Origin of the sequence: Acidovorax sp. KKS102 (assembly GCF_000302535.1) — a bacterium.
Taxonomy (GTDB): Bacteria; Pseudomonadota; Gammaproteobacteria; order Burkholderiales; family Burkholderiaceae_C; genus Acidovorax.
This window is the reverse complement of record NC_018708.1, coordinates 4,846,057-4,868,205: the sequence shown is the minus strand read 5'-3', so window position 1 is coordinate 4,868,205 and position 22,149 is coordinate 4,846,057. Positions and strand designations below refer to the sequence as shown.

At 61.0% G+C, this 22,149-nt stretch carries 13 protein-coding genes, 2 tRNA genes and 3 rRNA genes; 12 read left to right on the top strand and 6 right to left on the bottom strand.

The features are described from left to right. Positions 1-30: 30 nt before the first annotated feature. The 9 genes from gshA (at position 31) to rrf (ending at position 11,707) form a co-directional block, all read left to right on the top strand. Positions 31-1,326 (top strand): glutamate--cysteine ligase, encoded by a 1,296-nt coding sequence (gene gshA / locus C380_RS22365; RefSeq protein WP_015016114.1) that lies wholly within the window; start codon positions 31-33, stop codon positions 1,324-1,326. 257 nt (positions 1,327-1,583) lie between these two features. After that, complete coding sequence (locus C380_RS22360; protein ID WP_015016113.1) at positions 1,584-3,452, top strand: potassium transporter Kup; 1,869 nt, start codon at positions 1,584-1,586, stop codon at positions 3,450-3,452. Positions 3,453-3,624: 172 nt separating this feature from the next. Then, complete coding sequence (locus tag C380_RS22355; protein WP_015016112.1) at positions 3,625-4,812, top strand: benzoate/H(+) symporter BenE family transporter; 1,188 nt, start codon at positions 3,625-3,627, stop codon at positions 4,810-4,812. Positions 4,813-4,863: 51 nt separating this feature from the next. Continuing rightward, complete coding sequence (gene gshB, locus C380_RS22350; protein WP_015016111.1) at positions 4,864-5,820, top strand: glutathione synthase; 957 nt, start codon at positions 4,864-4,866, stop codon at positions 5,818-5,820. Positions 5,821-6,372: 552 nt separating this feature from the next. Beyond that, positions 6,373-7,905, top strand: a 16S ribosomal RNA gene (locus tag C380_RS22345). Positions 7,906-7,996: 91 nt separating this feature from the next. Next, positions 7,997-8,073: transfer RNA gene (locus C380_RS22340), tRNA-Ile, on the top strand. A 33-nt stretch (positions 8,074-8,106) separates the two neighbouring features. Continuing rightward, a tRNA-Ala gene (locus C380_RS22335) sits at positions 8,107-8,182 on the top strand. 379 nt (positions 8,183-8,561) lie between these two features. After that, positions 8,562-11,440: ribosomal RNA gene (locus tag C380_RS22330) — 23S ribosomal RNA — on the top strand. Positions 11,441-11,594: 154 nt separating this feature from the next. After that, positions 11,595-11,707 (top strand): 5S ribosomal RNA (gene rrf, locus C380_RS22325). Together the 16S, 23S and 5S rRNA genes with 2 tRNA genes alongside form the textbook arrangement of a ribosomal RNA operon. 326 nt (positions 11,708-12,033) lie before the next feature. On the opposite strand, the gene C380_RS22320 is transcribed toward rrf, so the two are convergent. The 5 genes from C380_RS22320 to C380_RS22305 form a co-directional block, all read right to left on the bottom strand. Beyond that, a complete protein-coding gene (locus C380_RS22320) occupies positions 12,034-12,801 on the bottom strand; it encodes a class II glutamine amidotransferase (RefSeq protein WP_015016110.1) in 768 nt (255 codons plus the stop codon). A 91-nt stretch (positions 12,802-12,892) separates the two neighbouring features. Then, a complete protein-coding gene (locus tag C380_RS22315; RefSeq protein ID WP_015016109.1) occupies positions 12,893-14,350 on the bottom strand; it encodes a DHA2 family efflux MFS transporter permease subunit in 1,458 nt (485 codons plus the stop codon). A gap of 56 nt (positions 14,351-14,406) precedes the next feature. Beyond that, entirely contained in the window at positions 14,407-14,598 is a 192-nt protein-coding gene (locus C380_RS22310) for a 4-oxalocrotonate tautomerase (RefSeq protein ID WP_015016108.1), read from the bottom strand. A gap of 43 nt (positions 14,599-14,641) precedes the next feature. Continuing rightward, positions 14,642-14,893 (bottom strand): cysteine-rich CWC family protein, encoded by a 252-nt coding sequence (locus tag C380_RS24730; RefSeq protein ID WP_015016107.1) that lies wholly within the window; start codon positions 14,891-14,893, stop codon positions 14,642-14,644. 203 nt (positions 14,894-15,096) lie between these two features. Next, the gene (locus tag C380_RS22305) at positions 15,097-17,307 is read right to left on the bottom strand and encodes a malate synthase G (protein ID WP_015016106.1); all 2,211 of its coding nucleotides are present in this window, start codon (positions 17,305-17,307) and stop codon (positions 15,097-15,099) included. Positions 17,308-17,537: 230 nt separating this feature from the next. Here C380_RS22305 and C380_RS22300 point away from each other — a divergent pair, with 230 nt between their 5' ends. From C380_RS22300 to C380_RS22290, 3 genes are all read left to right on the top strand, one after another. Continuing rightward, on the top strand, positions 17,538-19,463 hold the full coding sequence (locus C380_RS22300) for an acyl CoA:acetate/3-ketoacid CoA transferase (RefSeq protein ID WP_015016105.1): 1,926 nt from the start codon (positions 17,538-17,540) through the stop codon (positions 19,461-19,463). A gap of 152 nt (positions 19,464-19,615) precedes the next feature. Continuing rightward, positions 19,616-20,551, top strand: a complete 936-nt coding sequence (locus tag C380_RS22295) for a LysR family transcriptional regulator (protein ID WP_015016104.1) — start codon at positions 19,616-19,618, stop codon at positions 20,549-20,551. Between the two features lie 29 nt (positions 20,552-20,580). Then, entirely contained in the window at positions 20,581-21,222 is a 642-nt protein-coding gene (locus tag C380_RS22290; protein ID WP_015016103.1) for a response regulator transcription factor, read from the top strand. A 54-nt stretch (positions 21,223-21,276) separates the two neighbouring features. Here C380_RS22290 and C380_RS22285 read toward each other — a convergent pair whose 3' ends face one another. Then, complete coding sequence (locus tag C380_RS22285; RefSeq protein WP_015016102.1) at positions 21,277-22,008, bottom strand: hypothetical protein; 732 nt, start codon at positions 22,006-22,008, stop codon at positions 21,277-21,279. Between the last annotated feature and the right edge of the window lie 141 nt (positions 22,009-22,149).

The following is a 22,149-nucleotide window of genomic DNA, read 5'->3' as shown; positions in this document are numbered from 1 at the left end:
TTCACTGCAATCGCTTCCCGAGGGCTTTCCATGGTTCCGCATCTCATCACGGCCCTCACCGGGCCGATCAACGAACTCGAACAGCGCATTCTCGACTCGATGCCCGCCATCGAGCGCTGGTTCCGGCTGGAGTGGATGGAGCACACGCCGCCGTTCTATACGTCGGTAGACATCCGCAATGCAGGCTTCAAGCTGGCGCCGGTTGACACCAACTTGTTCCCGGGCGGCTGGAACAACCTGACCAAGGAGATGCTGCCCCTGGCCGTGCAGGCGGCCATGGCCGCGATCGAGAAGATCTGCCCCGAAGCGCGCAACCTGCTGATCATCCCGGAGAACCACACGCGCAACACGTTCTACCTGTCCAACGTGGTGCAGCTGCAGCGCATCTTCAACATGGCGGGCCTCAACGTGCGGGTGGGCTCCATCAGCCCCGAGATCAAGAAGTCCACGCTGATCGAGCTGCCCAACGGCGACACCGTGACCCTGGAGCCCGTGGTGCGCACCAAGCGCCGGCTGGGGCTCAAGGACTTTGACCCCTGCACCATCTTGCTGAACAACGACCTGACCGCAGGCGCGCCCGGCATTCTGGAAGACATCCACGAGCAGTACCTGCTGCCCCCGCTGCACGCCGGCTGGAGCGTGCGCAAGAAGAGCACCCACTTCAAGAATTACGAAGAGGTGGCCAAGCGCTTCGGCAAGATGCTGGGTATCGACCCCTGGCTGGTCAACCCCATGTACAGCCAATGCGGCGAGGTGGACTTTGCCGAAGGCACGGGCATGGACCAGCTGCAGACCAGTGTGGATGCGCTGCTGACCAAGGTACGCCGCAAGTACAAGGAATACGGCATCAACGAAAAGCCCTTCGTGATCGTCAAGGCCAACAACGGCACCTACGGCATGGGCATCATGACCGTGCGCGACGCCAAGGAGCTGGACGCCGTCAACCGCAAGACGCGCAACAAGATGGCCGTGATCAAGGACGGCCAGCCGGTGAGCGAGGTCATCATCCAGGAAGGCGTGCTGACGCAGGAGCGCGTGAACGACGCCGTGGCCGAGCCCGTGGTCTACATGATGGACCGCTACGTGGTGGGCGGCTTCTACCGCATGCACGCCGAGCGCGGTGTGGACGAAAACCTCAACGCCCCCGGCGCGAGCTTTGTGCCCCTGGCCTTTGAGCACAGCACCCACATGCCCCAGCCTGGCGTGCGCCCGGGCGTGAGCGCACCCAACCGCTTCTATATGTATGGCGTGGTGGCCCGGCTGGCGATGCTGGCGGCCAGCTATGAGCTGGAGGCCACCAACCCGGATGCCGAGGTGTACGACTAAAAGCCAGGGTCTTTGGGGCCCTTTGCGGGCCCGGAGGCATCGGGTTTCAGCGCCTTTGCCGCCTGTGCGGAGGCTGTACAGCAGGCGGGTGGGGGAAGGCGGCCGCCCCGCATGCCATGCCCGCGCCTGGTTGCCAAGGGCGAGTTGCTGCATTGCAACATGGGGTTTCGCCTCCAATCGCTTGATCTGGCTCAGGCGCACAATAGCGTTCCCAAAAGTAACGGAACCCCGTCAGGCCGAGCGCCCGGGGGTGGTCAGTGCAAAGCTCCAAGTCATCGCTCGCAGCGCTCACGCTGGGCGCCATCGGTGTTGTGTATGGCGATATCGGCACCAGCGTGCTGTATGCCGTCAAGGAGGTGTTCGGGTCCGGCCATGTGCCTTTCACGCCCACGAACGTCTACGGCATCCTCTCCATCTTTTTCTGGACCCTCACGGTCATCGTCTCCCTGAAGTACGTGGTGCTGGTGCTGCGCGCCGACAACCACGGTGAGGGCGGCCTCATCGCCATGCTGGCCCTGGCCTCCCAGGCCGTCAAAGACAAGCCCCAGCTACGCAGCGTGCTGCTGGGCGTGGGTATTTTTGGCACCTCGCTGTTTTATGGCGATGGCGTCATCACCCCTGCCATCTCGGTGCTGTCGGCGGTGGAGGGGCTGGAAGTGGTGTCCGAGCACTTCAAGCACTACGTGATCCCGATCACGCTGGTGGTGCTGTTTTGCCTGTTTGCCGTGCAAAAGCGCGGCACGGGCGGCATCGGCAAGTTTTTTGGTCCTATCACGCTGGTGTGGTTTGTCACCATCGCGCTGCTAGGCGTGTCGCACATCGTGGGGCACCCGGAGATCTTGTGGGCGCTGAGCCCGCACCACGCGCTGGGCTTCATGTGGGCCAACCCGGGCACCAGCTTCATCATTCTGGGCGCGGTGGTGCTGTGCGTGACGGGCGCGGAGGCCTTGTATGCCGACCTGGGCCACTTTGGCAAGCGCCCGATCCGCATGGCCTGGTTTGGTGTGGCCATGCCCTCCCTCACCCTCAATTATTTTGGCCAGGGCGCGCTGCTGCTGGCTGAGCCCGAGGCCGTCAAGAACCCGTTCTATCTGATGGCCCCCGACTGGGCGCTGGTGCCTTTGGTGATCCTGGCCACCATGGCCACCGTGATTGCTTCGCAGGCGCTGATCACCGGCGCGTTCAGCGTGACCAAGCAGGTCATCCAGCTCGGCTACCTGCCGCGCCTGAACATCCAGCACACCAGCGTGCGCGATACGGGCCAGATCTACATGCCGCTGGTCAACTGGGGGCTGTTCGTGGCCATCGTGCTGGCGGTGGTGATGTTCCGCTCGTCGAGCAATCTGGCCGCAGCCTACGGCATTGCGGTGACGCTGGACATGCTGATCACCACCACGCTGACCTTCTTCGTCATTCGCTACGGCTGGCGGTATCCGCTGGCGCTGTGCATTGCGGCCACGGGCTGCTTCTTTGTGGTGGACCTGGCGTTCTTCACCTCCAACCTGCTCAAGCTGTTCCAGGGCGGCTGGTTCCCGTTGATGATCGGCGGCATCGTGTTCTCGCTCATGATGACCTGGAAGGAAGGGCGCCGCCTGCTCAACGACAAGCTGCGCGCCGATGCCATCGACCTCAAGGACTTTCTGGAATCGATCTTCATCAGCCCGCCCACCCGGGTGGACGGCACGGCCGTCTTCCTGACGGCCGAAACTGGCGCGGTACCCAATGCCTTGCTGCACAACCTCAAGCACAACAAGGTGCTGCACCAGCAGAACCTGTTTGTCACCGTGCACAACCATGAGACACCCTGGATTGGCCTGGACAAGCGGCTGCAGGTCGAGTCGCTGGGGCACGACTGCTGGCAGGTGGTGGTGCACTATGGCTTCAAGAACGACCCCGACCTGCCCCGTGCGCTGGAACTGCTGCGCGGGCGGGGCTGTGAGCTGGAGCCCATGACCACCAGCTATTTCCTGTCGCGCGACACTGTGATCCCCACCATCGGCAGCGGCATGGCGCCTTGGCGCGAAAAGCTGTTTGCCCAAATGCACCATAACGCCAGTGGCGCGGCCGACTTTCTGCACCTGCCCAATAACGCGGTGGTCGAGCTGGGCTCAAAGATCGAGATCTGACGGGCTGGGGGGGCTCCCCCTGGCCTGGGACGGGTGCCTTGGGCTGGTTTTGCGCTGTTTTTGCCTTGTGGCGCTAGTGCCTATTGTCTGAGATGCTATCAATACTGTAGCTTTTGGAGTGGGCTGACGGCTTGCCTGAGCGCCAGGCGCGCGCGGTGCCAGAATCGCGCCCATGCAATTTTTCAAAGACCTGAGCCTTTCCACGGCGGTGGCGGGTTTCGTGGCGGTGCTGGTGGGCTTTACCAGCTCGGTGGCCATCGTCTTCCAGGCCGCCCTGGCATTTGGGGCCACACCCGCGCAGATCACGTCCTGGATGTGGGCGCTGGGTCTGGGCATGGGCCTGTGTTCGCTGGTGCCCTCGCTGATCTTGCGCCAGCCCGTCATGGTGGCCTGGTCCACACCGGGCGCCGCCGTGCTGGCCACGGCCGGGTTGGCGGGCGGCTTCACCATGGGCGAGGCCATTGGCGCCTTCATGCTCAGCGCCTTGCTCATCACCCTGGCGGGCGTTACCGGCTGGTTTGAGCGCGTGATGAACCGCATCCCCATGGAAATCGCCGCTGCCTTGCTGGCTGGCGTGCTGGCCCGCTTCGGCCTGCAGGCATTTGCGGCAGCCCAGACCGCGTTGCCCTTGGTGCTGCTGATGTTGATGGTCTATCTGGTGAGCCGCCGTCTGGCTGCGCGGTATGCGGTGGTCATCACCCTCGCGGTGGCCGTGGCGTTTGTGGCCACCCAGGGGCAGATGGCCTGGTCGGCGGTGCAGCTGGAGCTGGCCCTGCCGGTTTTCACCGCGCCCCAGTTCAGCGTGGCTGCCGCCATCAGCCTGGCGATTCCTTTGTTTGTGGTCACCATGGCTTCGCAGAACCTGCCTGGTGTTGCGGTCATCCGTGCGTCGGGCTACGACCTGCCCATTTCGCGGCTCATCACGCTCACGGGTCTGGCCACCCTGGTGCTGGCGCCTTTTGGCGCGTTTGCGCTCAACTTCAGTGCCATCACCGCTGCAATGTGCATGGGCCCCGAGGCGCACGCCGATCGCAACCGGCGCTACACGGCCGCAGTGGCATGCGGCGCCATCTATGTGGCGATCGGCCTGTTTGGTGCAGTGATCACGGGGCTCCTCACCGCCTTTCCCAAGGAACTGGTGGTGGCGATCGCCGGGTTGGCCTTGCTGGGCACCATTGGCAACGGTCTGGCGGCGGCGCTGCGGGACGAGTCGCATCGCGAGGCGGCACTCATCACCTTCCTCGTCACCCTCAGCGGTGTGGTCATTGTTGGGGTGGGCTCGGCCTTCTGGGGAGTGGTGGCCGGCAGCATTGCGCTATTTGTGCAACAGTACAGGCGTTCGCAGGCCAACGGCGCGTAAGCCGCCTTGGCTGCCTGGGCCCATAGGCTCCCCCTTTCTTGACCCGACACCATGAAACTGCTCTTCATCGCCGACCCGCTGCAAAGCTTCAAGATCTACAAGGACACCACCTTCGCCATGATGCGCGAGGCACAGCGGCGTGGGCACACCCTCACGGTCTGCGAGCCGCAGCACGTCACCTGGCAACGTGGCAGCAAGGTCACCGCCCGGGTGCACGACATCCGCCTCACAGGAGACGCCACCCACTGGTACGAGGCCCAGCCGCAGCGCAGCGCAGCCTTGGCCGACTTCGACGCGGTGCTCATGCGCAAGGACCCGCCCTTCGACAGCGAGTACTTCTACGCGACGCACTTGCTGGAGCAGGCAGAGCGCGACGGCGCACGCGTGTTCAACAAGCCCAGCGCCCTGCGGGACCATCCTGAAAAGCTGGCCATCATGGAGTTCCCGCAGTTCATCGGACCTACGCTGGTCACCCGGGATGCGGAAGACATTCGCCGTTTCCATGCGGAGCACCAGGACATCATCCTCAAACCCCTCGACGGCATGGGCGGCATGGGAATCTTCCGCGTGGGGCCTGATGGTCTCAACCTGGGCAGCATCACCGAAACCCTGAACCGCCACGGCGCACAGAGCGTGATGGTGCAAAAGTTTCTGCCCGAGATCGTCGATGGCGACAAGCGGGTTCTCATCATTGGCGGCAAGCCGGTGCCGTTCTGCCTAGCGCGCATTCCCCAAGGCAGCGAAGTGCGGGGCAATCTGGCCGCTGGCGGCAAGGGCGTGGCGCGCCCTCTGTCTGCGCGGGATCATGAGATTGGCGAAGCACTGGGCCCGGTGCTGCAGTCGCGTGGCCTGCTGTTGGCTGGCGTGGATGTGATCGGCGATTGCGTCACGGAGATCAATGTCACCAGCCCAACTTGCTTCCAGGAGATCTTTGACCAGACAGGCTGCGATGTGGCCTTCCTGTTCATCGATGCGCTGGAGGCGGCTGTGGCGGGTGCGCGCGGCTGATCAGCGGAGCGGGTTTTTGCAAAGTTCTTCGGGTTTTCCCTGCTGAGTGGCGTGAAGCGTGCTATAGTCGAGGGCTTCGCTACTGAGGCCTGAGTGCAAAAGTGTTCAGGTTCTCTGGGTGGTTTGTGGTGGTGCTTCGGTGCTGCTGCAGGTGGCTTTGAGGGATGGCGAAGAAAGTTTGGTTTTGTGTTCTGGGTGGGTTAAAAACCGGTATAGAATACAAGGCTTCGCTCGGTGGAGGTGGTTGCTGCAGGTTGCAGGAGTTGCCAAGACGGGGTGAAGAAAAACAAAAAGTTTTGACGGTTCTTCAAAAACTGTGCTAGAATTCAAGGCTTCGCTGATCGCAGCGAGGTTTGCAAAATGAAGAAGATTTTGGTCTGATTTGTTTTGCGGGGTCTTTAAAAATATACAGCCGATAAGCGTGGGCGTTTGATGGCGAGTGCCAAGTTCTTTGGAACTAGTGCTTAGCACTACAAACGCTCATGAGAGAGAAGTGAAGTTCACTTCAATTCTTAATTATGAGTTGCTCGAAAGAGCGAAAAAATCAAGATCGAACTGTAGAGTTTGATCCTGGCTCAGATTGAACGCTGGCGGCATGCCTTACACATGCAAGTCGAACGGTAACAGGTCTTCGGATGCTGACGAGTGGCGAACGGGTGAGTAATACATCGGAACGTGCCCGAGAGTGGGGGATAACGAAGCGAAAGCTTTGCTAATACCGCATACGATCTCAGGATGAAAGCAGGGGACCGCAAGGCCTTGCGCTCACGGAGCGGCCGATGGCAGATTAGGTAGTTGGTGGGATAAAAGCTTACCAAGCCGACGATCTGTAGCTGGTCTGAGAGGACGACCAGCCACACTGGGACTGAGACACGGCCCAGACTCCTACGGGAGGCAGCAGTGGGGAATTTTGGACAATGGGCGCAAGCCTGATCCAGCCATGCCGCGTGCAGGATGAAGGCCTTCGGGTTGTAAACTGCTTTTGTACGGAACGAAAAGACTCTGGTTAATACCTGGGGTCCATGACGGTACCGTAAGAATAAGCACCGGCTAACTACGTGCCAGCAGCCGCGGTAATACGTAGGGTGCGAGCGTTAATCGGAATTACTGGGCGTAAAGCGTGCGCAGGCGGTTATGTAAGACAGATGTGAAATCCCCGGGCTCAACCTGGGAACTGCATTTGTGACTGCATAGCTAGAGTACGGCAGAGGGGGATGGAATTCCGCGTGTAGCAGTGAAATGCGTAGATATGCGGAGGAACACCGATGGCGAAGGCAATCCCCTGGGCCTGTACTGACGCTCATGCACGAAAGCGTGGGGAGCAAACAGGATTAGATACCCTGGTAGTCCACGCCCTAAACGATGTCAACTGGTTGTTGGGTCTTCACTGACTCAGTAACGAAGCTAACGCGTGAAGTTGACCGCCTGGGGAGTACGGCCGCAAGGTTGAAACTCAAAGGAATTGACGGGGACCCGCACAAGCGGTGGATGATGTGGTTTAATTCGATGCAACGCGAAAAACCTTACCCACCTTTGACATGTACGGAATCCTTTAGAGATAGAGGAGTGCTCGAAAGAGAGCCGTAACACAGGTGCTGCATGGCTGTCGTCAGCTCGTGTCGTGAGATGTTGGGTTAAGTCCCGCAACGAGCGCAACCCTTGTCATTAGTTGCTACATTCAGTTGGGCACTCTAATGAGACTGCCGGTGACAAACCGGAGGAAGGTGGGGATGACGTCAAGTCCTCATGGCCCTTATAGGTGGGGCTACACACGTCATACAATGGCTGGTACAGAGGGTTGCCAACCCGCGAGGGGGAGCCAATCCCATAAAGCCAGTCGTAGTCCGGATCGCAGTCTGCAACTCGACTGCGTGAAGTCGGAATCGCTAGTAATCGCGGATCAGAATGTCGCGGTGAATACGTTCCCGGGTCTTGTACACACCGCCCGTCACACCATGGGAGCGGGTTCTGCCAGAAGTAGTTAGCCTAACCGTAAGGAGGGCGATTACCACGGCAGGGTTCGTGACTGGGGTGAAGTCGTAACAAGGTAGCCGTATCGGAAGGTGCGGCTGGATCACCTCCTTTCTGGAAAACTGCATTCAATATTGAACGCCCACACTTATCGGTTGTTGGAACAAGCCGCAGACCTGCGAAGGGATTCGCAAGAATGTGGAATGGGTCTGTAGCTCAGCTGGTTAGAGCACCGTCTTGATAAGGCGGGGGTCGTTGGTTCGAGCCCAACTAGACCCACCAAATTCCGATGACTGGATACGGTAAGAGGACACTGGGGGATTAGCTCAGCTGGGAGAGCACCTGCTTTGCAAGCAGGGGGTCGTCGGTTCGATCCCGTCATCCTCCACCAACCACACTTCGGGACTTCAACACCAAAGCTGCTTTGCAAAAGGCTGCTTTGTTGTTGATCAATATCGATTGATCAATCGGCTGTTCTTTAAAAATTCATAGAGTCGAAATCAGAGTTGCTAGGGGAAACTGCACATTCGTAAAGGTTTAGTGCAGACCGTGCCCCTGGTGACAAATTTTTGATTGCGTCAAAACGAATGTTCAATGAGCAAACGTGATTACGAAAGTGATTGCGAAGTAATTTGAACTCAGTAATGACGAATGTTTCTTGATAGTGATATCGAGGAATTATTCACATTACGGCATAACGCGTCAGGTGAAAGACCTGACAAGTCCTTGAAGATGATGGCGATATCTTGAAAGAGATGTCAAAGTTATAGGGTCAAGTGACTAAGAGCATGTGGTGGATGCCTTGGCGATTACAGGCGACGAAAGACGTGATAGCCTGCGATAAGCTTCGGGGAGCTGGCAAATAAGCTTTGATCCGGAGATTTCTGAATGGGGAAACCCACCTCGCAAGAGGTATCGCATACTGAATACATAGGTATGCGAGGCGAACCGGGTGAACTGAAACATCTCAGTAGCTCGAGGAAAAGACATCAACCGAGATTCCGAAAGTAGTGGCGAGCGAAATCGGAAGAGCCTTCTAGTGATAGCACGACTGTTAGCAAAACGGGATGGAAAGCCCGGCCATAGCAGGTGATAGCCCTGTATGCGAAAACAGACGTGTGGTACTAAGTTAGAGAAAAGTAGGGCGGGACACGAGAAATCCTGTCTGAATATGGGGGGACCATCCTCCAAGGCTAAATACTCGTAATCGACCGATAGTGAACCAGTACCGTGAGGGAAAGGCGAAAAGAACCCCGGGAGGGGAGTGAAATAGATCCTGAAACCGCATGCTTACAAAAAGTAGGAGCCCGCAAGGGTGACTGCGTACCTTTTGTATAATGGGTCAGCGACTTACATTCAGTGGCAAGGTTAACCGAATAGGGAAGCCGTAGAGAAATCGAGTCCGAATAGGGCGAATCAGTCGCTGGGTGTAGACCCGAAACCAAGTGATCTATCCATGGCCAGGATGAAGGTGCCGTAACAGGTACTGGAGGTCCGAACCCACTAGTGTTGCAAAACTAGGGGATGAGCTGTGGATAGGGGTGAAAGGCTAAACAAACTTGGAAATAGCTGGTTCTCTCCGAAAACTATTTAGGTAGTGCCTCAAGTATTACCTGCGGGGGTAGAGCACTGTTTAGGCTAGGGGGTCATGGCGACTTACCAAACCTATGCAAACTCCGAATACCGCAGAGTACAGCTTGGGAGACAGAGCACCGGGTGCTAACGTCCGGACTCAAGAGGGAAACAACCCAGACCGCCAGCTAAGGTCCCTAAAATTGGCTAAGTGGGAAACGAAGTGGGAAGGCTAAAACAGTCAGGATGTTGGCTTAGAAGCAGCCATCATTTAAAGAAAGCGTAATAGCTCACTGATCGAGTCGTCCTGCGCGGAAGATGTAACGGGGCTAAGCCAGTTACCGAAGCTGCGGATTTGCAATTTATTGCAAGTGGTAGGAGAGCGTTCTGTAGGCCTGTGAAGGTGTCTGGTAACGGATGCTGGAGGTATCAGAAGTGCGAATGCTGACATGAGTAGCGTTAAAGGGGGTGAAAAGCCCCCTCGCCGTAAGCGCAAGGTTTTCTACGCAACGTTCATCGGCGTAGAGTGAGTCGGCCCCTAAGGCGAGGCAGAGATGCGTAGCTGATGGGAAACAGGTCAATATTCCTGTACCGATCAATAGTGCGATGTGGGGACGGAGAAGGTTAGCTCAGCCAACTGTTGGATATGTTGGTTCAAGCCTGTAGTCGTGCCTGGTAGGCAAATCCGCCGGGCTTAGATGAGGGGTGATAACGAGTCTGCTTGCAGACGAAGTGAGTGATACCCTGCTTCCAGGAAAAGCCACTAAGCTTCAGCTATTGACGACCGTACCGCAAACCGACACTGGTGCGCGAGATGAGTATTCTAAGGCGCTTGAGAGAACTCAGGAGAAGGAACTCGGCAAATTGATACCGTAACTTCGGGAGAAGGTATGCCCCAAGTAGGTGAACTCGTACAGAGGGAGCCCAACGGGGTTGCAAAAAATCGGTGGCTGCGACTGTTTAATAAAAACACAGCACTCTGCAAACACGAAAGTGGACGTATAGGGTGTGACGCCTGCCCGGTGCTGGAAGATTAAATGATGGGGTGCAAGCTCTTGATTGAAGTCCCAGTAAACGGCGGCCGTAACTATAACGGTCCTAAGGTAGCGAAATTCCTTGTCGGGTAAGTTCCGACCTGCACGAATGGCGTAACGATGGCCACACTGTCTCCTCCTGAGACTCAGCGAAGTTGAAATGTTTGTGATGATGCAATCTCCCCGCGGAAAGACGGAAAGACCCCATGAACCTTTACTGTAGCTTTGTATTGGACTTTGAACAGATCTGTGTAGGATAGGTGGGAGGCTTTGAAGTGAGGACGCTAGTTCTCATGGAGCCAACGTTGAAATACCACCCTGGTGTGTTTGAGGTTCTAACCTAGGTCCATTATCTGGATCGGGGACAGTGCATGGTAGGCAGTTTGACTGGGGCGGTCTCCTCCCAAAGCGTAACGGAGGAGTTCGAAGGTACGCTAGTTACGGTCGGACATCGTGACGATAGTGCAATGGCATAAGCGTGCTTAACTGCGAGACTGACAAGTCGAGCAGATGCGAAAGCAGGACATAGTGATCCGGTGGTTCTGTATGGAAGGGCCATCGCTCAACGGATAAAAGGTACTCTGGGGATAACAGGCTGATACCGCCCAAGAGTTCATATCGACGGCGGTGTTTGGCACCTCGATGTCGGCTCATCTCATCCTGGGGCTGTAGCCGGTCCCAAGGGTATGGCTGTTCGCCATTTAAAGAGGTACGTGAGCTGGGTTTAAAACGTCGTGAGACAGTTTGGTCCCTATCTTCCGTGGGCGCTGCAGATTTGAGGAAGCCTGCTCCTAGTACGAGAGGACCGGAGTGGACACACCTCTGGTGTATCGGTTGTCACGCCAGTGGCATTGCCGAGTAGCTAAGTGTGGAAGAGATAACCGCTGAAAGCATCTAAGCGGGAAACTCGTTTCAAGATGAGATCTGCCGGGGCCTTGAGCCCCCTAAAGAGTCGTTCAAGACCAGGACGTTGATAGGCTGGGTGTGGAAGCGCAGTAATGCGTTAAGCTAACCAGTACTAATTGCTCGTGCGGCTTGACCCTATAACTTTGATAGCCAACACGCACACCACAATGGTTGTGTGAAAAGCTCAAAGTCTGTTATGCCAAGTTAGACGCAGTCAAAAGACACAAAATCTGATTCCAGACTCTATGAATTCGTTGTGTTGCCCCAAAGGCAGCACGACAACAAGTTATGCCTGATGACCATAGCAAGTTGGTCCCACTCCTTCCCATCCCGAACAGGACAGTGAAACGACTTTGCGCCGATGATAGTGCGGGTTCCCGTGTGAAAGTAGGTCATCGTCAGGCTCTTACAGCCCAGAAAACCCCAGTCTCATAAAGACTGGGGTTTTTTGCTTTGCAGAACACGAAAATGCGCCAAGGCCAATAGTCGCTAATCCACGATTGTGGATGACATGGGTTCACTTGGTCTGCCTTACTTACCAGACCTGTATCGCTGGCGTGAACCTATAAAGCCGCTCGGGCCCTGAGCTCTGGATCGAAGAGTTGGGACAAATCCGTTTGCACGAACCGAATACGGCGTGAACTAATTGAGCGACCCACGCGCGACGCGACGCTCATTCTTATGGCGCACACAACATGCCGCCTCTCTCAGTGCCGATGCATCGCCTGCATCAGATAGGCAGTCGTCGGCCTTGCTCAAACACCAGCAGTTCGCCTTTTCCGAAGGCGGTCCACGTTTCGTTGGTGGTGAGAGGACTGGTCACGATCACTGCCACCTGATCGTTCTCGCCAGTCTCCTTCGAAAAATCCAGCTGAAGGTCTTCGTCACTCAGCTGCGCAGCGCCGAAGGGATGGCGGCGCTCTATGTAGTGCAGATGGGTAGAGGCGTGTGCCCACAACGCCTGTCCATTGGAAAGCAGGAAATTGAATGTGCCGTGAGGAGCTATGCGGGCAGCGAGTTCCTTGAGCGTTAGCGTCAGTTCTGGAACAGAAGGCACGCTGGCGTGCGATTTAACCAACTCTTGCATGATCCAGCAAAACGCATGCTCGCTGTCGGTATCGCCCACGGGGCGGAAATGCGAATGCAGGCGAGGGCGGAAGTCTTTCAGATCTCCGTTGTGGGCAAAGACCCAGTAGCGGCCCCACAGCTCACGCACGAACGGATGGCAGTTCTGCAGGCTCACCATGCCTTGGGTGGCCTTGCGGATGTGGGCGATGACGTTCCGGCTCTTGATGGGGTAACGGCGAATGAGTTCGGCCACCGGTGAATCCACGGCCGCCAGATGGTCCACGAAGTGCCGAAGCCCCTTGTCCTCAAAAAACGCGATGCCCCAGCCGTCGGTATGGTGGTCTGTCTTCCCGCCGCGTTGCGCAAAGCCCGTAAAGCTGAAGGTCACATCGGTGGGCACATTGCAATTCATGCCGAGGAGTTGGCACATGGCGAAGGTTCCGTTTCTTTGATTTCTTGAAAGGCTTGGGTGCTCAATGCGCGCATCCGCCTTCAAGCATCAGGACAAGGTGTGCCTGCTGTCAATCTGCCCGCGCCTCACGCAGCTGCCAGGCGGCCACCAGCGCCAGCCCACACAGAAAAGTCAGCATCAAAAAGGTTTCACCGAATGCTGCGATGCGCGCCGGGTTGCTGGCTCCGGCAGTCAACGAGGCGCCATGTGCACCGAGTCGCCATTCAAGCACGATACCGCACAGGCTCACCCCGGCGGCACCACCCAGCATGCGCAAGAAACCAATGGCGCTGGAGCCTTGCGAGATCAGTGACTTGTCCAGCGGGCGCATGGAGCCCAGATTCAGCGACGGCAGAATGAAGCCGAGTCCGATGCGCCCCAGGATCGCAAAACCGACCAGCATCCATAGCGACGAGCCAAGGCCCACAAACACCATCAGCCCGAAGGACAAGGCCAGCAGACCGAGCCCAATGCTCACTAGCAGATGGGTGGGCTGCCGGTCCGCCAGACGGCCCACCACGGCGATGGTGGCGGCCAGAACAAACCCTGCCGGCAGCATGAGGGTGCCCACGTGCGACGCCGACAGTTCCAGCCCCAGTTGCATGAACACCGGCAGCAGGTAGGTGGAGCCGAACAAGGCTGTGCCGTAGATGAAGGCCACCACACTGCCCATGGCGAACTGGCGGTATTGAAAAAGGCGCAGGTCCATGAGCGGCTTGCGCCCGGTGCGCAGCAGTCTACGCTGCCAGGCAATGAAACACGCGACGGCCACCACCGCACCGATCAGCAGGCCCGCCGCCTCGACGTGAGAGCCGCCATGCAGCGACACCAGCCCGTTCAGCAGGCACAGCGTTCCGACCGTGCCCAGCAGAAGGCCTCGCCAATCCAGCGCTTGGCCTTGCCGGTTGGCCTCGACTCCTCCGGGGGCGGTGACTGGCACAAACTTGTAGGCCAGCCAGAGTGAGGCCAGGCACAGCGGCACCACCATGAAAAATATGGAGCGCCAGCCAAACCAATCCACCAGCAAACCGCCCATGCTCGGGCCAATGGCCGGTGCCAGCACGACTCCCATGCCGAAGATGCCGCTGGCGCGCCCCTGCTCGTGGGGCTGGAAGGCATACAGGATGATGACGGCCGGGATGGGCTGCACCACGCCCGCTGCCAGCCCCTCGGCGACGCGTGCGGCCAGCACCAGACCAAAGTCGCGCGCCAGCCCGCCCCCGACGCCACCAATGAGCAGCAGCAACATTGCGCCGATGTAAGTCGCGCGGTAACCATACCGCGACAGCAGCCAGGGGGTGGTGAGCATAGACACGGTGGTGGCCACCATGAAGCCTGATGTGACCCACTGGGCGCGCTCCTGGCCTAGCGCGAAGTAATGGCTCATGTCCGGGATCGCCACGTTGACGATGGTGGAGGACATGATGGAAGCCATGGTGCCAACCATGACGGACAGCAGCAGCAGCCACCGGTAGCGCTCGCCATAGCGCTCGCGCAATACAGCCAAAGACCCCGAGGCGGTGCTCATAAAGCGATCAAGTGCTGAAGCAACACCACGGGGTCAATGAGGACGGGGCGCATCACTCAGGACGTGCGCTCCAGCCACAGCTTGCCACCTGTGGCCCAGTTTTCGCGCTTCACATCGGTGATCAGGATGTCCACCGATTCGGGCGAGCCGCCCAGGATCTCGACGGATACGCGGGTGATCTCTTCCACCAGCTTCTTCTTCTGCTCGACCGTGCGGCCTTCCATCATTTCGATGTGGTACGTGGGCATGTCTTGTTCCTTCGCGCGCTGTGAAGACAGCGAAAAGCCCAAATCATATCGGCGAAGGTGGGTTGCCGGCGGCGGAGGGTTGCTGCGCGACTGGGGCCGACGTGCCACATGCCGCGCAGATGCAGACCTTGCTGCGTGCCTCCTGCGGCAAAGCGGCCAAGGCCGCGGGGTCGATGGCCTGCGTCATGCACCAGCAGCTTTCTGCTGGACGACCCGCTGCGATAGCGCATTCGTTGGACTGCCCACACAGCGGGCAGACAGAGGGGGTAAGAGGGGTGGAGAGTGCTGCAGGCATGGGGGGAGGAACGCGTGGGCGCGGGTGCCAGTGTACGGCGCGGCGCTGTCCGCGCGCGGCCGCTGCGTCCCATCCACGTCAATGAGGCGAGCCACAGTGCCGCCCAGACAAAAATAGCCGCTAGCGCATATGTTGATGGAGCTGGCTGCTATCAAAATTGGAGCAACCGACGCCACGAACATGGCGCCGACTGCTATCGGGAATCAGGCTGCTTGCGCTGCCTTCAGCTTCAGGCGCCAGGCGTGCAGCAGTGGTTCGGTGTAGCCGCTGGGCTGCTCCAGGCCCTTGAAGACCAGGTCGCACGCCGCTTGGTAGGCCATGCTGGTATCGAAGTGGCCGGCCATGGGGCGGTACAGGGGGTCCCCCGCGTTTTGCTGGTCCACCACCGCGGCCATGCGCTCGAAGGTCTCGCGCACCTGCGCCTCGGTCACCACGCCGTGGTGCAGCCAGTTGGCCATGTGCTGGCTACTGATGCGCAGCGTGGCGCGGTCTTCCATCAAGCCCACGTTGTGGATGTCGGGCACCTTGGAGCAGCCCACGCCCTGGTCGATCCAGCGCACCACATAGCCCAGGATGCCCTGGGCGTTGTTGTCCAGCTCCTGCTGCTTTTCGGCGTCGCTCCAGTTCGGGCTGGCGGCCACGGGCACGGTGAGCAGACCGGTCAGCAGGTTGTCGCGCTCGGCGTTCACATCGGTTTTTTCCAGCTCGATCTGGATGTCGCTCACCTTCACCTGGTGGTAGTGCAGCGCGTGCAGCGTGGCGCCCGTGGGGCTGGGCACCCAGGCGGTGTTGGCGCCGGCCTTGGGGTGGGCGATCTTCTGCTTGAGCATCTCGGCCATCAGGTCGGGCATGGCCCACATGCCCTTGCCGATCTGGGCCTTGCCGCGCAGGCCGCAGCTCAGACCCACCAGCACGTTGTTCTTCTCGTACGACTGGATCCAGGCGCTGGTCTTCATGTCGCCCTTGCGCACCATGGGGCCGGCGTGCATGGCGGTGTGCATTTCGTCACCCGTGCGGTCCAGGAAGCCGGTGTTGATGAACGCCACGCGGCTCGATGCAGCGGCGATACAGGCCTTGAGGTTGACGGACGTGCGGCGCTCTTCGTCCATGATGCCCAGCTTGACGGTGCTGTCGGGCAGGCCCAGCAGGTTCTCGACGCGGCCAAACAGCTCGGCGGCAAAGCCCACTTCGGCGGGGCCGTGCATCTTGGGCTTGACGATGTAGACGCTGCCCTTGCGGCTGTTGCGGATGCCGTTCGCGCCGTGGCCTTGCAGGTCGTGCAGGGCAATCGCCGTGGTCACCACCGCATCCATGATGCCTTCGGGGATCTCGCGCACCTGGCCCTGGGCGTCCTTCCACAGGATGGCCGGGTTGGTCATCAGGTGGCCCACATTGCGCAGGAACATCAGCGAACGGCCATGCAGGCGCACTTCGCCACCTTGAGGGCCGGTGTAGATACGGTCAGGGTTCAGCCCGCGTGTGAAGGTCTTGCCGCCCTTGGCGACCTGCTCGGTCAGCGTGGCCTGGATGATGCCCAGCCAGTTGCTGTAGCCCAGCACCTTGTCTTCGGCATCCACGGCGGCCACGGAGTCTTCCAGGTCCAGGATGGTGGACAAGGCTGCTTCCAGCACCAGGTCGCTCACGCCAGCAGCGTCAGACTGGCCGATGGGAGTGCTGCGGTCGATCTGGAGGTCCAGGTGCAGGCCGTTGTGCTGCAGCAGCACCGACGACGGTGAGGCGGCATTGCCCTGGTAACCCTTGAATTGCGATGCGTCCTTGAGGCCCGTGGTGCTGCCGTTGGCCAGTGAAACCACCAGCTGGCCGCCTTCTACCTTGTAGCCCGTCGAGTCCTTGTGCGAGCCCGAGGCCAGGGGCGCCGTGTCATCCAGCACCTGGCGTGCAAACGCGATCACCTTGGCGCCGCGCACGGGGTTGTAGCCCTTGCCCTTCTCGGCGCCGCCTTCTTCGCTGATGGCATCCGTGCCATACAGCGCGTCATACAGGCTGCCCCAGCGCGCGTTGGCGGCGTTCAGCGCATAGCGTGCGTTCAGGATAGGCACCACCAGCTGCGGGCCGGCTTGCGTGGCCAGTTCATCGTCCACGTTGGCCGTGGTGGCCTTCACGTCGGCAGGCTGGGGCACCAGGTAGCCGATCTTTTCGAGAAAGCTGCGGTAGGCCACCATGTTCTGGATGGGGCCGGGGTTGGCCTTGTGCCAGGTGTCCAGCTCGGTCTGCAGGCGGTCGCGCTCGGCCAGCAGGGCGATGTTGCGGGGGGCCAGGTCGGCCACGATGGCGTCAAAGCCCTTCCAGAAGGCGGCGGCATCCACCCCCGTGCCGGGCAGCACCTTGTCTTCGACAAAACGGTACAGAGAGGTGGCCACTTGCAGGCCGTGAACTTGGGTGCGATCGGTCATGGGGTGCCTAGAAAAGAGTGGTGGAAACGGGGATCAATGAAAAACGGTGCCCGCAGCAGCAGGCCATGGGCACACTGTATTGCAAATGTTTGCCCACATAAATACGCTGAAAATCTCTAAACCAGTGACTTTTACGCAAAACTGAGGGCGGTCCGTAGTCACCCTGAATGGTGCTTTGGCCCGTTACCCACTACGCTGCGCGCACAACAAACCCACCGGGAGACAAACCCATGCAGGCACCCCTGGACGCCAGCGCGCTCAACGCGGCCCACAAGAACAAGATCGTGAGCGCCGCCGATGCCGTGCAGCTCATCCACGACGGCGACACCGTGGCCACGGGCGGCTTTGTGGGCATCGGCTTTGCCGAGAGCATTGCGGTGGCGCTGGCCCAGCGCTGGGAATCCACGCAAACCCCGCGCGATCTCACGCTGGTCTACGCCGCAGGCCAGGGCGACGGCAAGCAGCGGGGCCTCAACCACCTGGGCCACGCCGGCCTGCTCAAGCGCGTGATCGGCGGGCACTGGAGCCTGGTGCCGCGCATCCAGAAGCTGGCGGTGGACAACCAGATCGAGGCCTGGAACCTGCCGCAGGGCGTGATCACACACCTGTTCCGCGACATCGCTGCAGGCAAGCCCGGCACGCTCACGCGCGTGGGCCTGGACACCTTTGTGGACCCGCGCCACGGCGGCGGCAAGCTCAACGCGCGCACCACCGAAGACCTGGTGCGCATCCTGCCCATCGACGGGCAGGACTACCTGTTCTACAAGGCCTTTCCCATCCACGTGGGCATCATCCGCGCGACTACGGCCGATGCCGACGGCAATCTCACCATGGAGCGCGAGGCGCTCACGCTCGAAGCGCTGGCGATTGCCATGGCGGCGCGCAACTCGGGCGGCGTGGTCATCGCGCAGGTTGAGCGCATTGCCGAGCGCGGCACGCTCAACCCCCGGCAGGTGAAGGTGCCCGGCGTGCTGGTGGACGCCGTGGTGCTTGCCACCGAGCCCGCTCACCACCACCAGACCTTTGCCGAGCCCTACAGCGCTGCGTTTGCGGGCGAGCTGCGCGTGCCCATGGACACGCTGGAGGCGATGCCGCTGACCGAGCGCAAGATCATCGCCCGCCGCGCAGCGCTGGAGCTGCGCCCGCACCAGGTGGTCAACTTAGGGATCGGCATGCCCGAGGGCGTGGCCAACGTGGCGGCTGAGGAGCGCATCATCGACCTGGTCACGCTCACGGCCGAGCCCGGAGTGATCGGCGGCATCCCCGCAGGCGGGCTGAACTTTGGCGCGGCCGTGAATCCGCAGGCCATCATCGACCAGCCCAACCAGTTCGACTTTTATGACGGCGGTGGCCTCGATATCGCCATCCTGGGCCTGGCGCAGGCCGACCGGCACGGCAACCTCAACGTGAGCAAGTTCGGGCCCCGCCTGGCGGGCGCGGGCGGCTTCATCAACATCAGCCAGAACGCCAAGACCGTGGTGTTTGTCGGCACCTTCACCGCCGGCGCGCTGCAGGTCGAGGCGGTGGACGGCCACCTGCACATCCTGCACGAAGGCGGCGCGCGCAAGCTGGTGCGTGAGGTCGAGCACCGCACCTTCAGCGGCGCCGAGGCGCTGCGGCGCGGCCAGCGCGTGCTGTATGTGACGGAGCGCTGCGTGTTCCGCCTGGTGCCCTCGGGTGAGCCAGAGGGCGGCGGCGCGCTGGAGCTGATCGAGCTGGCCCCCGGCATCGACCTGGAGCGCGACGTGCTCGCCCACATGTCCTTCACGCCGCGCATCAGCCCGGGTTTGCAGACCATGGATATGCGCCTGTTCGAGCCCGGCCCGCTGGGCCTGCGTGAGCAGCTGCTCAATCGCCCGCTGGTGCAGCGCTTTGAGCTCGATGCTGCGCGCCAGCTGCTGCACATCGACTTCTCGGGCCTGCAGATCACCACCGCCAGCACCATCGACGCCATCGAGCAGGAGGTGCGCCGCCTGCTTGCCCCGCTGGCCGTACAGCGCGAGCGCGTGGGCGTGATCGTGAACTACGACCACTTCAGCATCGCGCCCGACCTGGCCGACGCCTATGCTGCCATGGTGCAGGGCCTCACGCGCGACCTCTACACCGAGGTCAAGCGCTATGGCACCGTGGGGTTCCTCAAGTCGCGCCTGGTGTGAAGTGGGGTGTGATGCTGGTTTACTATCATTTATGTAGCTGCTCAGGCATGTTGCACTGGCGCATGCGGCCTGTTTGGCTTCAAAGCCGACCACAGGCCGCGCCCGGATCCGCCACCAGGCCCTTCGCCGCTTCATCCCCATAATCAGCGCCCATGGACAAACTCAAGGCCTTCGAATCGTTTGTGTCGGTGGCAACGCGCGGCAGCCTCACCGCTGCGGCCAAGGCCGAGGGCGTGGCTCCGGCCATCATGGGCAGGCGGCTCGACGCGCTGGAAGAACACCTGGGCGTGAAGTTGCTGGTGCGCACCACACGCCGCATCAGCCTCACGCACGAGGGCAGTGCGTTTCTGGAAGATTGCCAGCGCCTGCTGTCCGATGTGGCCAATGCCGAGGCCAGCGTGTCCGAAGGCGGCGTCAAGGCCACGGGCCATTTGCGCATCACCGCGCCCGCCGGTTTTGGCCGCCGCCATGTGGCGCCGCTGGTGCCGCGTTTTCGCACGGCGCACCCGGATGTGACCATCTCGCTCAACCTCAGCGACCGCGTGGTGGACCTGGCGGGCGAGGGCTATGACTGTGCCGTGCGCGTGGGCGACCTGCCCGACTCGTCGCTGGTCAGCGTGCGCATTGCCGACAACCGCCGCCTGTGTGTGGCCACGCCTGCCTACCTGCAGCGCCACGGCACGCCGCGCCACCCCAGCGAGCTGGTGCAGCACGACTGCCTCACGCTGTCGAGCGAGGCCTCGCAAACACGGGGCTGGGCGTTCCGCATGCCGGTCGAGGGCGGTGGCACCGAGGTCATCCACCTCAAGCCTGGCGGCCCGCTCGACTGTTCGGACGGGCAGGTGCTGCACGACTGGTGCCTAGCGGGCTACGGCATCGCCTGGCGCAGCACTTGGGAGGTCGAGGCCGAGATCGCCGCCGGGCGCCTGGTGGAGGTGCTGCACGACTTTGCCGCGCCGCCTAACGGCATCTATGTGGTGTTCCCGCAGCGCAAGCACATGCCGCTGCGGGTGCGGCTGTGGATCGAGCACCTCAAGCACCAGTACGCACAGCCCGCGTTCTGGAAAGGCCCGCAAGCCGGCGGCTGACGGCCCCCGTGGCAGACTGCACACACTCCATGTCCACCGCGCCCACGCTCCTCGTCGCTGACGACCACCCGCTGTTCCGCGCGGCCGTGCTGCACGTGCTGCGCGAGCGGCTGCCCCAGTTCCGCACGCTGGAGGCCGCCAGCGCCGCCACGCTGGGCCAGGCGCTGCAGGACCACCCCGAGGTCGAGCTGGTGCTGCTGGACCTGAGCATGCCCGGCACGCGCGGCTTCTCGGCGCTGCTGCATGTGCGCGGCGAATACCCCGAGCTGCCCGTGGTCATCATCTCGTCCAACGACCACCCCCGCGTCATCCGCCGCGCCCAGCAGTTTGGCGCGGCCGGCTTCATCCCCAAGTCCGCGCCCGCTGACGCCATGGGCGACGCCATCCAGGCCGTGCTGGACGGCGGCAGCTGGTTCCCGCCCATGGCGGCCGAACGCTCTGAGGCCGATGCCGAGCTGGCCGCGCGGCTCGCGCAGCTCACGCCCCAGCAGTTCCGCGTGCTGCTGTGCCTGGCCGATGGGCTGCTCAACAAACAGATCGCGGCCACGCTGGGGCTGGCCGAAAACACGGTGAAGGTGCATGTCACCGCCATTCTGAAAAAGCTCGCGTGCTACAGCCGCACGCAGGCGGCGGTGCTGGTGAAGAGCCTGGAGACAGAGTCCACCGCGTGAGCGGCCGGGCGTGTTTGCGCCAAGTGCGTGGCGCAGATCCGAATCGATGGCGTGCTACAGCGGAAGGAACGTGTACACGGAGTCGAACGGGTAGCTGCCGTTGGTGCGCTCCGAATGGACGTGCAAGCCGTCTGCCTTCAGCACGCCATTCATCTTGAACGCGCCAAACGAGGCTTTGAGCCGTGCGCTGAACGCGTTGTCACCAGGTTTGTAGGTGCCTTTGACGATGAAGGAGTCGCCAGTGCCAAAGCTCTCCATCGCAGCGCGGGCCTGGAAGCGGCCCCCGGTGCTTTGCCAGAAGATCTTTCCGTCGGCCGTGAAGCACAGGTAGGTCCAGCCCTTCTCACGCTTCGTCTCGTAAACGCCGTCAAAGCGCAAGCCAGATGGGCATTGGACGGGGGCGCCGGGTTCCGGGGTGGCCAACGACGGCGCCCGAGCTTCGCTGCCATTGGCGAGGTACAGCACATGGCCTTCCGGGTCGAAGATGTGCACGCCATGGGCCTGGGCCATGGCGCGCAGCTGCTGCAGCCGGTCGGTGTTGAACTCGCGCAACTCGAACGCCATGGCGAGCACCGGCCCTGCGGGCGGGTTGTGGTCAAAGCCTTCGTACCAGATGGCGCTTCCGGTGCCGTCTGTCGGCCAGGCTTGCAATAGGTGCTCAAAGAAGGCCGCGATGCGCGCGGTGGGGGCCTTATTGCTGTCCTGCCATTTCTCCACAAAGTCTGCCGCCGCGTCTGCGCTTTTGGCACGCGGTGCATCCATCGCATACAGAATCGCTTCGCTCATCTTTCCGTCCTCCGCTTCGGTGTGGGTGGTGGCCGTCCTGCAGTGTCTGCGTGGCGCGGGCGGCACCTCGGGTGTTTTGGTGGCAAGGTACTTTACGAGAGCCTGCGCTGCTTTGGGCGCTGTCTTGGTCTTTTGCCAGCC

What these genes read in the sequence shown, in the direction of transcription:
- gshA (WP_015016114.1), top strand. Translation starts at nt 31, where the DNA reads ATGGTTCCGCATCTCATCACGGCCCTCACCGGGCCGATCAACGAACTC.
- C380_RS22355 (WP_015016112.1), top strand. Translation starts at nt 3,625, where the DNA reads ATGCAATTTTTCAAAGACCTGAGCCTTTCCACGGCGGTGGCGGGTTTC.
- gshB (WP_015016111.1), top strand. Translation starts at nt 4,864, where the DNA reads ATGAAACTGCTCTTCATCGCCGACCCGCTGCAAAGCTTCAAGATCTAC.
- C380_RS22320 (WP_015016110.1), bottom strand. Translation starts at nt 12,801, where the DNA reads ATGTGCCAACTCCTCGGCATGAATTGCAATGTGCCCACCGATGTGACC.
- C380_RS22315 (WP_015016109.1), bottom strand. Translation starts at nt 14,350, where the DNA reads ATGAGCACCGCCTCGGGGTCTTTGGCTGTATTGCGCGAGCGCTATGGC.
- C380_RS22310 (WP_015016108.1), bottom strand. Translation starts at nt 14,598, where the DNA reads ATGCCCACGTACCACATCGAAATGATGGAAGGCCGCACGGTCGAGCAG.
- C380_RS24730 (WP_015016107.1), bottom strand. Translation starts at nt 14,893, where the DNA reads ATGCCTGCAGCACTCTCCACCCCTCTTACCCCCTCTGTCTGCCCGCTG.
- C380_RS22305 (WP_015016106.1), bottom strand. Translation starts at nt 17,307, where the DNA reads ATGACCGATCGCACCCAAGTTCACGGCCTGCAAGTGGCCACCTCTCTG.
- C380_RS22300 (WP_015016105.1), top strand. Translation starts at nt 17,538, where the DNA reads ATGCAGGCACCCCTGGACGCCAGCGCGCTCAACGCGGCCCACAAGAAC.
- C380_RS22295 (WP_015016104.1), top strand. Translation starts at nt 19,616, where the DNA reads ATGGACAAACTCAAGGCCTTCGAATCGTTTGTGTCGGTGGCAACGCGC.
- C380_RS22290 (WP_015016103.1), top strand. Translation starts at nt 20,581, where the DNA reads ATGTCCACCGCGCCCACGCTCCTCGTCGCTGACGACCACCCGCTGTTC.
- C380_RS22285 (WP_015016102.1), bottom strand. Translation starts at nt 22,008, where the DNA reads ATGAGCGAAGCGATTCTGTATGCGATGGATGCACCGCGTGCCAAAAGC.